This window comes from uncultured Clostridium sp., assembly GCF_947036855.1.
Classification (GTDB): domain Bacteria; phylum Bacillota; class Clostridia; order Clostridiales; family Clostridiaceae; genus Sarcina.
Genome location: NZ_CAMQRY010000066.1, coordinates 1 through 14303, shown reverse-complemented (window position 1 = coordinate 14303; position 14303 = coordinate 1). Strand labels below are relative to the sequence as shown.

The window sequence follows — 14303 nt, the reverse complement described above, 5'->3', positions numbered from 1 at the left end:
ATAATACTCTTTATCTAATAGATAAATATTATCAACTAATTATTAATATCTTATGAAGTTATAGTAAACTAAAAGTGCTATTGTGATTAGCAGTTTATTTTTACCTGCCCACAATAGCACTTTTAACTAAATAACTTTTTTATCTTTCAATTTTACAAAAACTAATTTATATACTATTATCCCAACTATTGAAACTGCAACAAACTCTCCTACTCCAACTTGTAACATAGTTAATACAAGTGGTATACCTAACATTTTGTATAACATGTATCCTATTATTACCCCATTAAATAAAACAGGCCATAATGATGCTACATATATTCCCCACTTTGTATTTTTAAAGAACTTCCCTGTATAGGCAACACATACAACACTTATAAATGTTGCTGGAACTCCAAATACAATATTATAAGCAGCATCTGGTCCAAGCCCATTTGCTATAAAGCACCCAAGTGTTAACCCCCATATATAGAATGGATCTATATATGCTAAAAGTACCATTACTTCCGATAATCTAGCTTGTATTGGTCCATAACTTATTGGTGCAAGACCCAAAGTTAATGCTGCATATATAGCTGCAATCAAAGCTGATACAACTAATTTTCTTGTTTTATTATTATTCATTTTTAAATTTACCCCCAAATGATTTTGAAAGAAATTTAAAAGCTTCCAAACAAAAAATCGTAATATATTATATATATTACGACACACTAATAAAACTAGCTAATAAAAGCTAATTTTTATGCCGTAGTTTTGTTTACAGACAGGAGGCTCTCAAACTGTCTTTTTCACTTATTATAAATCCCACGCTTTAAATTGTCAAATTTAACCACACACTCACTATCAATATTTAAAATTATTACTATTATATACACTCTAATTTTCTAACTTAAAAAAGCTACTACAAGTTTATTACTTGTAATAGCTCTTTTAAAATATATGAAATTCTGCATTTCTATTTATCTTCATGACCAAAGATATCTTCTTCCTCATTCATAAGTCCGAATTTATCAAAAATCATAAATGCACCAGCTATTATAACTCCAACTATTGTTGCAAGTCCCATTCCACTAAGATCAACTTGTCCAATTTTCACAGACATACCACTAATACCAACAATTAGTATTACTGATGTTAAAACTAGATTTCTAGCTTTTGAGTAATCTACCTTAGCTTCAACGAATGTTCTTATACCAGCAGCTGCTATACTTCCAAATAAAAGAATACTAATTCCACCAATAACCGGACTTGGTATACTTTTAATAACCATAGCAAGCTTACCTGAAAAAGCAAGAACCATTGATAAAACACCTGCTCCTGCAATGATATAAACACTATAAACTTTAGTTATTGCCATAACTCCTATATTTTCTCCATAAGTAGTTGTTGGAACAGATCCAAAGAATCCTGATATCATTGTTGAAATACCATCTCCCATAAGAGATCTATGTAATCCAGGATTTTGAGCAAGATCTTCACCTACAACACTACTTGTTACTGCTAAATGACCTATGTTTTCAGCTATAACAACTAAAGTTGCTGGAAGTATTGTAAGTACAGCATCTAGATTAAATTTAACCATTTGCATATGTGGAATTGCAAAGAAGCTCGCTTCTTTTATTTCAGTAAAGTTAACAATTCCAAACATTACTGATGCTATGTACCCTACAACGATACCTATTAATAAAGGTATTATCTTTAAAAATCCTCTTAAAAGAACTGTAGCTAAAATTGTTGTACCAAGAGTTATTAATGCAATTATTATATGAGTACTATTTGCTGCACTACCATTAACTGCAAACCCTGAATCTTTAGCAGCATTACCTGCAAGCCCAAGACCAATAATAACAATAATTGCTCCCATAGATGCTGGTGGGAATATTTTATTAATCCAACCTGTCCCAGTAAATGCTACAATCAGACCAACACATGTAAATACAAGTCCTGATACTACAAATCCACTTTGCACTTCTGCAAAAGAGAATCCATGATTTAATAACATTAGTACTGGGGCAATAAATGCAAAACTAGAACCAAGGAAAGCTGGTATCTTCCCCTTTGTTATAATCGCATAAATTATAGTTCCTATTCCATTAAATAGAAATACAGTCGCCGGATCAATATGGAATATTAAGGGAACAAGTACTGATGCTCCAAACATTGCGAATAAGTGTTGTAAACTTAAAGGTAACGCTCTTTTTAAAGGAACTTTTTCCTCAACTCCTATAAAATCTTTTATCTTTCCGTCTTGAGGTTTAACCTCTATATTATTATTTTTCATATATGCCCCTTTCTTAGCCTCTCTGGACTAAATTAAAAGTTTTCCTAAAAAAATATATCATACTAATCCTACTAATACAATAGGATTTTTATTTTAACTATGTTATAATAGTCACTTAAAGATAAGATTTTTTAACTTTTATAAAGTAAAATATTAACTTTTATAGTTAATTAATAAATATGGGAATTTGAAAGGAAGTATAGAATGATTACAGTTACTAATGTAAGTTTAAGATTTGGGGATAGAAAACTTTTTGAAAATGTTAATTTAAAGTTTAACCCAGGAAATTGTTATGGAGTTATTGGTGCTAATGGTGCTGGTAAATCTACATTTTTAAAAATATTAGCAGGAGAAATCGAGGCTAATACAGGTGATATAACACTTGCTCCAAATACAAGAATGTCAGTTCTTAGCCAAAACCACAACGCATTTGATGATGTTGAAGTTTTAAAAACTGTTATGATGGGAAATAAAAGACTATTTGAAATAATGGAAGCAAAAGATGAACTTTATGCAAAAGTTGATTTCTCAGATGAAGATGGTATAAAAGCTTCAGAACTTGAAGGAGAATTCGCTGAAATGGGCGGTTGGGAAGCTGAATCTGATGCTTCTTCATTACTTCAAGGTCTTGGAATTGATACAGAATCACATTTCAAAAATGTTGGAGAATTAAGAGGAGATGAAAAGGTTAAAGTTCTTTTAGCTCAAGCTTTATTTGGTAAACCAGAGTTACTAATACTTGATGAGCCTACTAACCACTTAGACCTTAAAGCTATCGAATGGCTTGAGAACTTCCTTATGAACTTTGAAGGAACTGTTATAGTTGTATCTCACGATAGACACTTCTTAAATATGGTTTGTACTCAAATTTGTGATGTTGACTTCGGTAAGATAAAATTATTTGTTGGTAACTATGATTTCTGGTATGAGTCAAGTCAATTTGCCCTTCAAATGTCTAAAGATCAAAATAAGAAAAAAGAAGAGAAAATTAAAGAATTACAAGACTTCGTTGCAAGATTTAGTGCTAATGCTTCTAAATCTAAACAAGCTACTTCAAGAAAGAAACTTCTTGATAAAATTACATTAGATGATATCCAACCTTCAAGCAGAAGATATCCATTCGTTGGATTTAAACCTGAAAGAGAAGTTGGAAATGATGTTCTTTCTGTTAGTTCTTTATCTAAAACTATAGATGGTGTTAAAGTTCTAGATGATGTTAACTTTGTACTTGGGAAAAATGAAAAAATTGCCTTTACTGGTGATGAAATAGCTGTTTCAACTTTATTTAAATTACTTGCTGGTGAAATTGAACCAGATTCAGGTGCAATTAAATGGGGTGTTACAACTTCTAGAGAATATCTTCCTAAAGATAACTCATCTTACTTTGATGGATTTGAGTATTCACTTGTTGAATGGCTTAGACAATATTCAGATGAAAAATCTGAGAGTTATTTAAGAGGATTCCTTGGAAGAATGTTATTCTCTGGTGAAGAAGCTCTTAAAAATGCTGATGTATTATCAGGTGGAGAAAAAGTTAGATGTATGTTATCAAAACTTATGCTTAGCTCAGCTAACATATTAATCCTTGATCAACCAACTAACCACTTAGACCTTGAATCAATCACAGCTTTAAATAATGGACTTGTTGATTATAAAAGCACATTATTATTCGCATGTCATGATCACCAATTTGTTGAAACTATAGCTACTAAAATTATTGAAATTAATGATGGTACTGTTAAGTTTAACAAAGAGTGTTCATATGATGAATATTTAAATCAAAAATAATATTAATAATAAAAAGTGCTAGGACAGATGTCCTAGCACTTTTCTTTATATACTTATTTCACTAATTTCCATATTATTTTCACATTCAGATAATTTATTATTCTTAAGTCTCATAAGTTCTACTCTTCTTTTTATTCTTCTCTTCTTTTTTAAACAAGAATTTCTATTTAATGCTTTTCTTCTCATATTTATGTGTGCTCCTAAATATAATATTTTAGTAACTGCTAACCATTAATTTTAATAAAATGAATTCTAAACTTACTTTATTTAACTATTGTTAATTTACTCAAAATCTCTTTTTCAGTTTTTATCTTGTAAATTAATATAGCTGTTATACCTTTTAACGTACTTGATATTGCAATACTAATCCATATCCCTGTAACTCCAAATAAGTTTATCAAAACTAAAGCCATAGGGATTCTAAGTATCGTAAATATAATACTTATCAATGCTGGTATTTTAGGCTTTCCAATTCCAGTAAATACTCCATTAGATATAACTTCTATTGCTGAGAATATTTGTACACTTCCAATTATCCTAAGATAATTAGCTGTTATATTTATAGTTTCCTTTTGAGAAACAAATATTCCTGCTATCTTCTCTGGAATAACTAAAAATACTATTGTTGTAATAATTGCATAAACCCCACCTATTATAAGTGCTGAATTATAACCTTTATTTATTCTCTCAACAGAACCTTTTCCAAAATTTTGTCCTGTAAATGCAGATATAGCACCATTTATACCACCTATAACCATAAGTGTTATTGACTCTACTTGAATTCCTATCTTTTGTGCTGCCATTGCATAGACACCAAAATCAGCTATGAATTTAGCAAGCACTATATTTACAAGTGTAAATAATGATCTTTGCATAGCCATTGGAATCCCAAGTTTTATTACATCTAAAGTTTTTTCTAGTGATATCTTTTCTTTAAAATCATACCTAAATGGTGATGATTTAATAAGTGTAAATAATAAGAACATTATTATTTGTGATATTAATGTAGCAATGGCTGCTCCATCAACTCCTATTTTTAATATGTATATAAATATTGGATCTAATATTATGTTTAAAACTATCCCAAGAATACTTATTTTAAGCGCAAGTTTATTGTTACCAAAACTATTTGACACTCTTGAATATAGTATATTAAAGACTGAGAATATAAATATTATACAACTTATTGATAGATATGATTTAGTTTGATTAAATAAACTAATATCATTAACTACAAAAAACCCTACAAATAAATCTCTACATAAAAATACTATTAATGCATAAGTACTTCCAATTACTAGTGTTGTAATCATTCCTATATTTAAATATTCCTTTACTTTATGTATATCTCCACTACCTATTGATTGTGAAACCCTTACAGATACACCTATAACTATCATTGATAATATTGAATATCCTAGTGAAATTAAAAAACTAGTTGTCCCTATTGCAGCAACAGCATCACTTCCTAATTTTCCAACCCAAAACATATCAATTATACTATATGCAAATTGTAAAATTGAACTACTCATTATAGGGATTGCAAGTCTTAGTATAACTTTAAAAACATTTCCCTTTGTTAAATCTACTTTTTTCAAATTATACTCCTTTTTTAATATTTAATTATGTAAAGTCCACTTTGAATTATAACATACAAATGCATAATTGCTAAAATTAATTTATCAAAAAAAAACTTGTATTTACTATAAATCTATTTATATTTAATTCTTATACCTACTTTCTTTATTAATTTTATTTAAATTTAATTAAACCAAGCTTGTTTTTATACAAAAATGTATTAGAATATAAATAACTAGAATAAACAAAAGGCGGTATAATATGTACTTATCAAAATTTACTGATTACTCTTTTAGGGCTTTAATCTATCTTGCTAATAATACAGATAGACTTTGTACAGTTGAGGAATTATCTACTACTCTTGATATATCAGAACATCACTTAAAAAAAATAGTTCAAAAACTTGCAAAAACTGAATTTGTTATATCTTTAAAAGGAAGAGCTGGTGGTTTAAAACTTGGTCTAGATCCTAGTGATATAATTCTTAGTGAAGTTTTAAAGGTAACAGAAGAGAATTTAAATATTGCAGGATGTTTCTCAAATAGAGATAGTTGTCCTATGATGAGCTCTGGTTGCAGGCTTAAAGGTATAATGAATAGTGCCTTAAATTCATTTATAGATGAATTTGCTAACTATACCCTTGCTGATGTATTGCCAAATAAATAAGATATAATTAAGGTTTAACTAAGATATAATTTAAATTTTTTTAAAGATTTTATTAATTTTATATCTTAAAAAATATAACTAATTTAATTATAAATCAAAAGAGATACTACGATGCATTAGCACAGTAGTATCTCTTATCAATTTTATATTTTATTTGAAATTTTTAAGTAAATCAGCAAATGGATTATTTATATCTTCTTCTGCTTCTTTATTCATTTTTCTCATTAAATTACCAACTTCTTTTTTGCTTACTTTTGATTTTTTATCTGTGAATCTTTTCTTAAATACTTCTTCTTTCTCTTTAAATCCACATCCATTACATATATAAGAACTTGAACCTTTTTTACCTCTTAATTCAAGCTTTTTCTTACACTCTGGGCATCTAGCATTTGTTATCATTGAAACATTATCTCTATGTCCACATTCTCTGTCCTGACAAACCAGCATTTTACCTTTCTTACCATTTACTTCTAGCATAAATTTCCCACACTCAGAACATTTATTTCTAGTTAAGTTATTATGCACAAATTTACTCTCTGCACCCTTTATTTCAGCTACAACAGCTTTAGAATACTCTCTCATTTCTTTCAAGAAATCTTTTTGTTGTAATTTACCTTTTTCAATTTGTGAAAGTTTTTGCTCCCAACTTGCTGTAAGTGTTGGAGTTTTAAGTCCACTTGGTACAAGCCCTAGAAGTTGCTTACCTTTTGATGTTATAGTTAAATCTTTTCCATTTTTCTCAATTAAGAAACTATTAAATAATTTTTCTATTATATCAGCTCTTGTTGCAACAGTTCCAAGTCCACCTGTTTCACCAATTTTTTTCTTAAGTTCTGCACTATCACCTTGCATAAATTTAACTGGGTTTTCCATTGCTGATAAAAGAGTTGCCTCTGTAAATCTTGCTGGTGCTTTTGTTTTTCCACTTGTTATATTTATAGATGTTACTTTTAAAATTTCACCTTGCTTTAAATCTGGAAGTTTTACATCTTTTATATCGTCATCATCTGATGCTCCATTATAAACTTCTTTAAATCCAAGTGATATTATTCTAGTTCCTTTTGTTTTAAACTCTTCACCAGACATGTTTACACTTGCTGATACTTCTTCATACTCACATGGTGGAAGAAGTACTGCTAAGAATCTTCTAGCTACAAGGTCATATACCTTTCTTTCCTTATCTCCCATTATTGAAAAATCAACTCTTTGCTCTGTTGGAATAATAGCATGGTGATCTGAAACCTTTGAATTATCTATAAATGATTTACTTGCCTTTATTTCTTTTGAGTTTATTTTCACTGAAAATCTACTAAGATCTCCAATTGCACAAGCTTTAACTCGGTCTTTTAAAGTTCCTACCATATCACTTGTTAAGTATCTTGAATCAGTCCTTGGATATGTTAAAACCTTATAACTTTCATAAAGTCTTTGAACAAGTCCTAGAGTTTCCTTTGGTGAATATCCAAATCTAGTATTACACTCTCTTTGAAGTTCTGTTAAGTCATATAAATTCTTAGCATAGCTTTTTTTACTAACTTTTTTCACTTCTGAAACTTTAGCTTCTTTACCTTTTACTGAAGATAAAATACTTTCTGCTTTAGGTTTTTCAAAAGTTCTTGTATTATTGCTTTTATCCTGCCAAATAAATTTAAATCCATTTGCAACCATATCTAATCCATAATACTCTTTTGCTTTAAATCCTCTAATTTCAATCTCTCTAGCTTCTATTATTGCAACTGTTGGAGTTTGAACTCTACCACATGATAACTGTGCATTATGCTTACATGTTAAAGCTCTTGTAGCATTTAATCCTATAATCCAGTCCGCCTCTGCTCTAGCCTCTGCTGCTCTATATAAATTTTCATACAATCTTCCATCTTTTAAAGTATTAAATCCATCTCTAATAGCCTTATCTGTAACTGATGAAATCCAAAGTCTTTTTATAGGTTTTCTACATCTTACTTTTTCAAGAGTCCACCTAGCAACAAGCTCTCCTTCTCTTCCTGCATCTGTAGCTATTATTATACTTGTTATATCATTTCTATTTAATAATCCTTTTACAGTACTATACTGTCTTGCTGTTTTAGGAAGTACTTCAAGTTTCATATGTGGTGGTAGCATAGGTAATGCTTCCATCTTCCAATCTTTCCATTCTTTATTATAAGCTTCCGGAGGTGCAAGACTTACTAAATGTCCCATTGCCCAAGTAACAACATACTTATCTCCCTCTAAAAATCCATTTCCACCTTTTCTAGCATTTAAAACTTTTGCTATATCTTTACCAACTGATGGTTTTTCTGCAAATACTAATATTTTACTCATATTATTTCATCCTCACTAATCTAATGCTTTTGCATTATAAATTTTCTTCTAACTACTATATTAGCATATTCTACTAGTAATATCATTCTCACCTTATTACAAATCACCAAAAACTATATAATAAAAGACCTAGCTTTTAAGTGGTAATTTATATTATCACTCAAATACTAGGTCTTATTTGCTATTTTACATCCATTTTATCTTTTATATTTTTATAAAATCTATCATCCATATTTTTAACTCTTATCCAGTCTATTTTCTTCTGATTATAAAATCTTATTCTATAATCACAAATTTTTTTTCGTCTTTGAAATAAATTAACAACTCTACAACACTCAATCATACTACTATTTTTTATAAGTGTTATCCTTCTTATAAATGAACCAGAACTAAAGTATAATATATCTTTATCTGTTCCAAGTGCTGAATTTCTTTTTATTAAATATCTCCAAAGTATCATAATAGGTACTACTATAAATCCTACAAAACTTTTATCTAGGAGTAAATAAAAGGCTACTGCAAAAACAACTGAATAACTAGTCCAAGAAATATAAAAATTATTAAAAGTCTTTTTAGGTGGTATATGTATATCTCCTATATATCTAAATTCCGGTACTATCTCTTCAATAACTTTCATGAAATCATTTTTTGTACATAATGGAAACATAACTTCATCTTCACTCATTTCATTTCCATAGCCTACCACCGATGCTTTTAATGTATATAATCCAAGTAACTGATTTATAAAATTCTGTTCTATTTTAATAGCATGAATATTATCTACTTTTATAGAATATCTACGCCTTGTAGTCAGTCCATGATGAATATATAAATGATTGCTTTTTCTAAAAATTCTAAACTTATAATACTTAGATAACATTCCAAGTATTGAAAAAATAAGTATTATGCTAAAAACTACTACAAATAATAAAACTATATATATTAATACCCCTATAATCTCATGAGCACTACTTATTCCATATATAGCATTATTTAAAAGCATGCCTTTTAGTTCAATTCCAAATCGCTTATCAACCTCATTAAGAAGATGTATTATCGAATAAATAATACCTACGCCAAGTATTATATTACTTCTAAGTGTTGCAAGTATTAATAAATGTTTAAATGACATTTTATATGCTTTTTTTACATCAATTTTAAAGTTTTCTTCATCTTTAATATACTCTAAATTAATTGCTGCATTTTTAAATTCTAATACTTCATCTTTCTTTAGTATTAGTGTTATCCCAAATTTCCTATCTTTAGGCGAAATACTTTCTATTTTTATTCTTCTTAGCCCAAGAATTCTATCAACAATTGTTTTATTAAACTCTATTAAGGAAATACTACTAAGTGGAATTTTTATTTTACTGGTTTTAATAATACCTTTTTTATATAGTAAATTTTTATTTTCTATTATAATAAATTCATTCATCCATCTAAAAAAAACAAAAATTCCAATTGCTATAAAAATCCCAATAGCACCATATATACCATACGGTATACTTGGTATTATTATTAAAATTATTAAAGCCCAAAATTTCTTTATAATTTTAATGTAATTAATCATCATTATATTCCAATGATTTTTTTTATAATATACCATCTATTACAATTCCTCTTCCTTCATTATAACCCAGAGATCCCCAAGCTTTTTATCATCTAACGACTTTATAGTTCTATGTCCTGCTGTTGTATATAACTTCAAACTACTAATTCTAAGCAAATGGTCTAATGGATCCTTTTGTGCTATTACATATTTTATATTCTCTCGTGATATATATATGTTTTTTCTAAATATTACTCCGCATTTTATTTCAATTGCATTTTCTCCAATTAAATATTTATATGATAAATACTCTATAAATGGCATTATTACAATAGACATAATTCCTATTACATTTATTATATATATTATACTTGATGCTAAAATCATATATTTATCTGCAATTTTATGAGCATATATAATATAAAAAATATCAATTATTGCAAGTATTATAAATCTACTAAGTATCATTTTTATTATATATCTTTTGTTTAATTTATATGCTTTCATTTTTTCCCCTTATTCATTTAATTTGCCTATATCATTATACCTTATATTACAGATTTTGTTTAATGCAAAAAAACAGACTATATTAGCTTTGCTATAGTCTGCTCCGTATTTTATTTAAACTATTTTTTACTTTTTAGATTTTTTCAAATATAAAAATATAAATAATTTAGGTGCATAAGCTGCTATTTTACTCCAAATAAACATGCTTCTACCATATCTTGTTGTTTTTCTAACACCCTCATCTAAAAATTCCTTAACCTTTTTCCCCTCTAAAAACTCTAAAATCTCAGCTTTATTATTTGAATTTGTACATGCAAATAGCTGATACATTATGTGTTCTATTGCAAACTCTCTACTTATACCTCTTTCAAAATCTATTCCATAAACTCTTTTTCTTGAAAGTTCTATTAAATCTTCAATAGAATTAACCACAGTTTTATTGAAAGTAAAATCAGCCGCATTAGTTAACGAATCTGGTCTTTGATAATAGTAAGATAAACTATCCTTTATAACTTTTATCTTTGTAGAATTCCATAAACTCTTAAATATAAAGTTTAAGTCCTCCATTGCATAAGCATCTTCCAAAAATCTTAAATTAAAATTTTCTATAAAATCTTTTCTATATACTAATGAAGATGTCCAAATTCTTAGTTTATTATTTTTATATGCATCATATACGTCCATTCCTGGTGACATACTATTAAAGAATGCATATTCTTGTTCTGTTGAATTTCTAATTGTATAATCAGCATTTACTCTTTTATAATCAAATGAGACTATTTCTGGATGACTTCTATTTGATGCTTCTCTTATTACTTCAACTAATTTACTATCTACATAGTCATCTGAATCTAGAAATAATACATATTCACCAATAGCTTTATCAATTCCGAGGTTTCTTGCTTTACTTTGACCATAGTTTTCTGTTCTTAAAATATCATAATTAAAATCTTTACTCTCTAAATAGCTTTTTGAAATTTCATAAGAATCATCAGTTGAACCATCGTCAACTAATATTAATTCAATATCCTTATCCGTTTGATTATTTAAAGAATCTAAGGCTTTAATTATAGTTTTCTCTGCATTGAACATAGGAATAACTATGCTTAAAAATACCTTGTTATCCATTATAATCCCCTCGCTTTTACTTTTATATGTATATACTTATAATTACATAAATTTTGCAATTAGTAAAGTATTTTAAATTTAACTATTCATCATTCATTATTATGTTATAATCTTAATAATTTATATATTTTAAATGTACTATTTTGCCAAATTAATGGTACATTTAAAAATACTATAAATATATTAGATTACAGATATTATATAATTGGAGGATTTATTATGAATACATTAAAAAATATTTTAGAGTTCAATAAAATTTTTGTTGAGAAAAAAGACTATGAAAAATATACATCATCTAATCTACCTAATAAAAAAGCTGTTATAGTTTCTTGTATGGATACTAGACTTACAGAACTTTTACCTAAAGCTATGAATGTTAGAAATGGTGATGTTAAAATAGTTAAAAATGCTGGTGCTACCATAATCCACCCATTTGGAAGTGCGGTTCGTAGTATTCTTGTAGCTATTTATGAGTTTGATGCTAAAGATATATTTATAATAGGGCATCATGGTTGTGGTATGAGTAATATTGAACCAACTCATATAATTGAAGAAATGCGTGCTAGGGGGATTTCAGATGATACTTTAAATACACTTAAAAATGCTGGAATAGATCTTAATACTTGGCTTAAAGGGTTTACTTGTGTTAAAGAATCGGTTTTAGAAAGTGTTAATGTTGTTAAAAACCATCCTTTAATGCCTAAAACAGTCAGAATACACGGACTTATAATAGACCCTGAAACTGGGAAATTAGACCTTGTAATTGATGGTACTAAATAATTTCAATTTCTATGACAAAAGGTATCTATCTTATTTTAAGATGGATACCTTTTTTTCTATCTTCTATTGCAACAATTACACTCACATTTACAACCACACTTATTGTCATTTTGTCTTTTATAACAATCAATTGTTCTATATATCAATGAATATAGATTTTCTCTAACCTGCGCTGATTCATTTTCAATGCAATCAACTTCGCTTAAAAGATCACTTGCCCTACATTGTGCTTCCATAGCTTTTGCTATCAAAATACCAACCTGCTCTTGATATTCTCTTGCTTTATCTATTTTCTTGTTAGAATGTTCTTCAATGCTCATTAAGTATTCTAATACATCTCTAAGCTCTTGTTCTAAGTAATAGCATGATTCATGCTGATTATTACAATTACACTCTTTTTGACATTTATTATTATTCACATCATTACATTTATTTCCACACATAGAATTTCCATTTGAATAACTACTCATATTTTTATCTCCTGTTATTTTAAACTTTTGATATATTATATGAGATAAAAATTCATTTGGTACATAATTTTATGATTTTTATTATTCTTTTTGAAAATACTAATAAAGAATATCTTACAAATAATAATAAAAAGGAACTTAATTTACTATGAATAATTTATATAATAACTTTACAAAAAAAATAAAATTAAATACTAAAACAATGTTTAAATTTGGTTCAATTGCATCGCTTTCAATGCTTGGAATAATTATATTCTTTGGCTTAGATAATATAATGCTTGCATTTCCTATTGCTCTTATTGGAATTGCATTTTCATTCGAAAATATAAAAGTACATACACTAAAAAAAATCTTTATTTTAATATCACTTAATGTACTGCTAGTATCACTTTCATATATATCTAGTAAAAATCTTTATTTAGGATTTATTATTAATTTTATAACAATTTTCTTCATTGGTTATTTTCTTAGCTTTAGCTATAATCCTAAGCTATATAAACCAGTTTTAATGCTATTTATATTTACAAGTTTTTCTCTAAACACATATAGTGCCTTTTTAAACAGACTTCTTGCTACTCTTTTTGGAAGTATCCTTGTAATTATACTTTCAATATTATGTACTAAAAGAAAAACGCCTAAAAATATTACTAAAAACCTTAATAGTATTTTCATTTTACTTCTGAAACAAATTAAATTATCTTCTTTAAATCAATTTGATTTAGATTTATATATTTCTATAAATAATAAAATGCAACTTAATATCTATGATATATATATTAGTAGAAAAAAAAATGATTTGAGTTCTATTATTAGTAACTTACAATTTGAATTATTTCTTCACATAAGCTACTTAAATAATCTTCTTTATAAAGATTTTAAAAATGATTTAATGTTACAAAACAAGAGTTTTTTAGTTGCTATTTCTACTATAATAGACTCTTTGCCATCCAACTTAAGTTTATTATATACAGATTCATTAATTTTATTTAGTTCTATCAAAAATAATAATACCACAGACTTTAGTGAAAACTTTATATCTGTATTTAATAATATGAGGTCTACACTAGAAAAACTAAAAATATATAATAAAAAAACTGATATTACTTCTAAATTTTCTATTATTGAGTTTTTTAATAACTCACCATATTTCAAAAAAAGTTTTTATAATAAACCTATTAGATTAAAATTTGCACTTAGATTATCTATAACATTATCTTTATGCCTTTTTATTTCT

Annotated in this window: 13 protein-coding genes; 4 read left to right on the top strand and 9 right to left on the bottom strand. The window is 27.3% G+C overall.

Going from position 1 to position 14303, the window contains the following annotated elements:
* Window positions 1-126: 126 nt before the first annotated feature.
* Complete coding sequence (locus Q0V15_RS08110) at window positions 127-624, bottom strand: QueT transporter family protein (protein ID WP_297437811.1); 498 nt, start codon at window positions 622-624, stop codon at window positions 127-129.
* A 331-nt stretch (window positions 625-955) separates the two neighbouring features.
* Window positions 956-2281 carry a uracil permease gene (gene uraA, locus Q0V15_RS08105; protein ID WP_297437809.1) on the bottom strand — a complete coding sequence of 442 codons (1326 nt, stop codon included), beginning with the start codon at window positions 2279-2281 and terminating at the stop codon, window positions 956-958.
* Window positions 2282-2485: 204 nt separating this feature from the next.
* Between uraA and Q0V15_RS08100 the strand changes: the two genes are divergently transcribed.
* Window positions 2486-4069 (top strand): ABC-F family ATP-binding cassette domain-containing protein, encoded by a 1584-nt coding sequence (locus Q0V15_RS08100; protein WP_297437807.1) that lies wholly within the window; start codon window positions 2486-2488, stop codon window positions 4067-4069.
* A gap of 45 nt (window positions 4070-4114) precedes the next feature.
* Here Q0V15_RS08100 and Q0V15_RS08095 read toward each other — a convergent pair whose 3' ends face one another.
* Complete coding sequence (locus Q0V15_RS08095; RefSeq protein WP_297437805.1) at window positions 4115-4255, bottom strand: hypothetical protein; 141 nt, start codon at window positions 4253-4255, stop codon at window positions 4115-4117.
* 77 nt (window positions 4256-4332) lie between these two features.
* Window positions 4333-5667 (bottom strand): MATE family efflux transporter, encoded by a 1335-nt coding sequence (locus tag Q0V15_RS08090; RefSeq protein ID WP_297437803.1) that lies wholly within the window; start codon window positions 5665-5667, stop codon window positions 4333-4335.
* 241 nt (window positions 5668-5908) lie between these two features.
* Here Q0V15_RS08090 and Q0V15_RS08085 point away from each other — a divergent pair, with 241 nt between their 5' ends.
* Complete coding sequence (locus Q0V15_RS08085) at window positions 5909-6313, top strand: Rrf2 family transcriptional regulator (protein WP_297437801.1); 405 nt, start codon at window positions 5909-5911, stop codon at window positions 6311-6313.
* A 150-nt stretch (window positions 6314-6463) separates the two neighbouring features.
* On the opposite strand, the gene Q0V15_RS08080 is transcribed toward Q0V15_RS08085, so the two are convergent.
* The 4 genes from Q0V15_RS08080 to Q0V15_RS08065 all read right to left on the bottom strand — a co-directional run bounded on the left by Q0V15_RS08080 (window position 6464) and on the right by Q0V15_RS08065 (window position 11819).
* Entirely contained in the window at window positions 6464-8635 is a 2172-nt protein-coding gene (locus Q0V15_RS08080) for a DNA topoisomerase III (protein WP_297437799.1), read from the bottom strand.
* A 181-nt stretch (window positions 8636-8816) separates the two neighbouring features.
* Window positions 8817-10241 (bottom strand): PH domain-containing protein, encoded by a 1425-nt coding sequence (locus Q0V15_RS08075; RefSeq protein ID WP_297437797.1) that lies wholly within the window; start codon window positions 10239-10241, stop codon window positions 8817-8819.
* Window positions 10242-10244: 3 nt separating this feature from the next.
* The gene (locus tag Q0V15_RS08070) at window positions 10245-10691 is read right to left on the bottom strand and encodes a PH domain-containing protein (protein WP_297437795.1); all 447 of its coding nucleotides are present in this window, start codon (window positions 10689-10691) and stop codon (window positions 10245-10247) included.
* Window positions 10692-10817: 126 nt separating this feature from the next.
* Window positions 10818-11819, bottom strand: a complete 1002-nt coding sequence (locus Q0V15_RS08065) for a glycosyltransferase family A protein (RefSeq protein ID WP_297437793.1) — start codon at window positions 11817-11819, stop codon at window positions 10818-10820.
* Between the two features lie 219 nt (window positions 11820-12038).
* Between Q0V15_RS08065 and Q0V15_RS08060 the strand changes: the two genes are divergently transcribed.
* A complete protein-coding gene (locus Q0V15_RS08060) occupies window positions 12039-12599 on the top strand; it encodes a carbonic anhydrase (RefSeq protein WP_297437791.1) in 561 nt (186 codons plus the stop codon).
* 56 nt (window positions 12600-12655) lie between these two features.
* Here Q0V15_RS08060 and Q0V15_RS08055 read toward each other — a convergent pair whose 3' ends face one another.
* On the bottom strand, window positions 12656-13069 hold the full coding sequence (locus tag Q0V15_RS08055) for a hypothetical protein (RefSeq protein ID WP_297437789.1): 414 nt from the start codon (window positions 13067-13069) through the stop codon (window positions 12656-12658).
* Window positions 13070-13271: 202 nt separating this feature from the next.
* On the opposite strand from Q0V15_RS08055, the gene Q0V15_RS08050 reads away from it, so the two are divergent.
* The coding region (locus Q0V15_RS08050; RefSeq protein ID WP_297437787.1) for a hypothetical protein at window positions 13272-14303 on the top strand (1032 nt) is incomplete at its 3' end.

Excerpts from the sequence above, each read along its gene's own strand:
- Q0V15_RS08110 (WP_297437811.1), bottom strand. The coding sequence starts at position 624 with ATGAATAATAATAAAACAAGAAAATTAGTTGTATCAGCTTTGATTGCA.
- uraA (WP_297437809.1), bottom strand. The coding sequence starts at position 2,281 with ATGAAAAATAATAATATAGAGGTTAAACCTCAAGACGGAAAGATAAAA.
- Q0V15_RS08100 (WP_297437807.1), top strand. The coding sequence starts at position 2,486 with ATGATTACAGTTACTAATGTAAGTTTAAGATTTGGGGATAGAAAACTT.
- Q0V15_RS08095 (WP_297437805.1), bottom strand. The coding sequence starts at position 4,255 with ATGAGAAGAAAAGCATTAAATAGAAATTCTTGTTTAAAAAAGAAGAGA.
- Q0V15_RS08085 (WP_297437801.1), top strand. The coding sequence starts at position 5,909 with ATGTACTTATCAAAATTTACTGATTACTCTTTTAGGGCTTTAATCTAT.
- Q0V15_RS08080 (WP_297437799.1), bottom strand. The coding sequence starts at position 8,635 with ATGAGTAAAATATTAGTATTTGCAGAAAAACCATCAGTTGGTAAAGAT.
- Q0V15_RS08075 (WP_297437797.1), bottom strand. The coding sequence starts at position 10,241 with ATGGTATATTATAAAAAAAATCATTGGAATATAATGATGATTAATTAC.
- Q0V15_RS08070 (WP_297437795.1), bottom strand. The coding sequence starts at position 10,691 with ATGAAAGCATATAAATTAAACAAAAGATATATAATAAAAATGATACTT.
- Q0V15_RS08065 (WP_297437793.1), bottom strand. The coding sequence starts at position 11,819 with ATGGATAACAAGGTATTTTTAAGCATAGTTATTCCTATGTTCAATGCA.
- Q0V15_RS08060 (WP_297437791.1), top strand. The coding sequence starts at position 12,039 with ATGAATACATTAAAAAATATTTTAGAGTTCAATAAAATTTTTGTTGAG.
- Q0V15_RS08055 (WP_297437789.1), bottom strand. The coding sequence starts at position 13,069 with ATGAGTAGTTATTCAAATGGAAATTCTATGTGTGGAAATAAATGTAAT.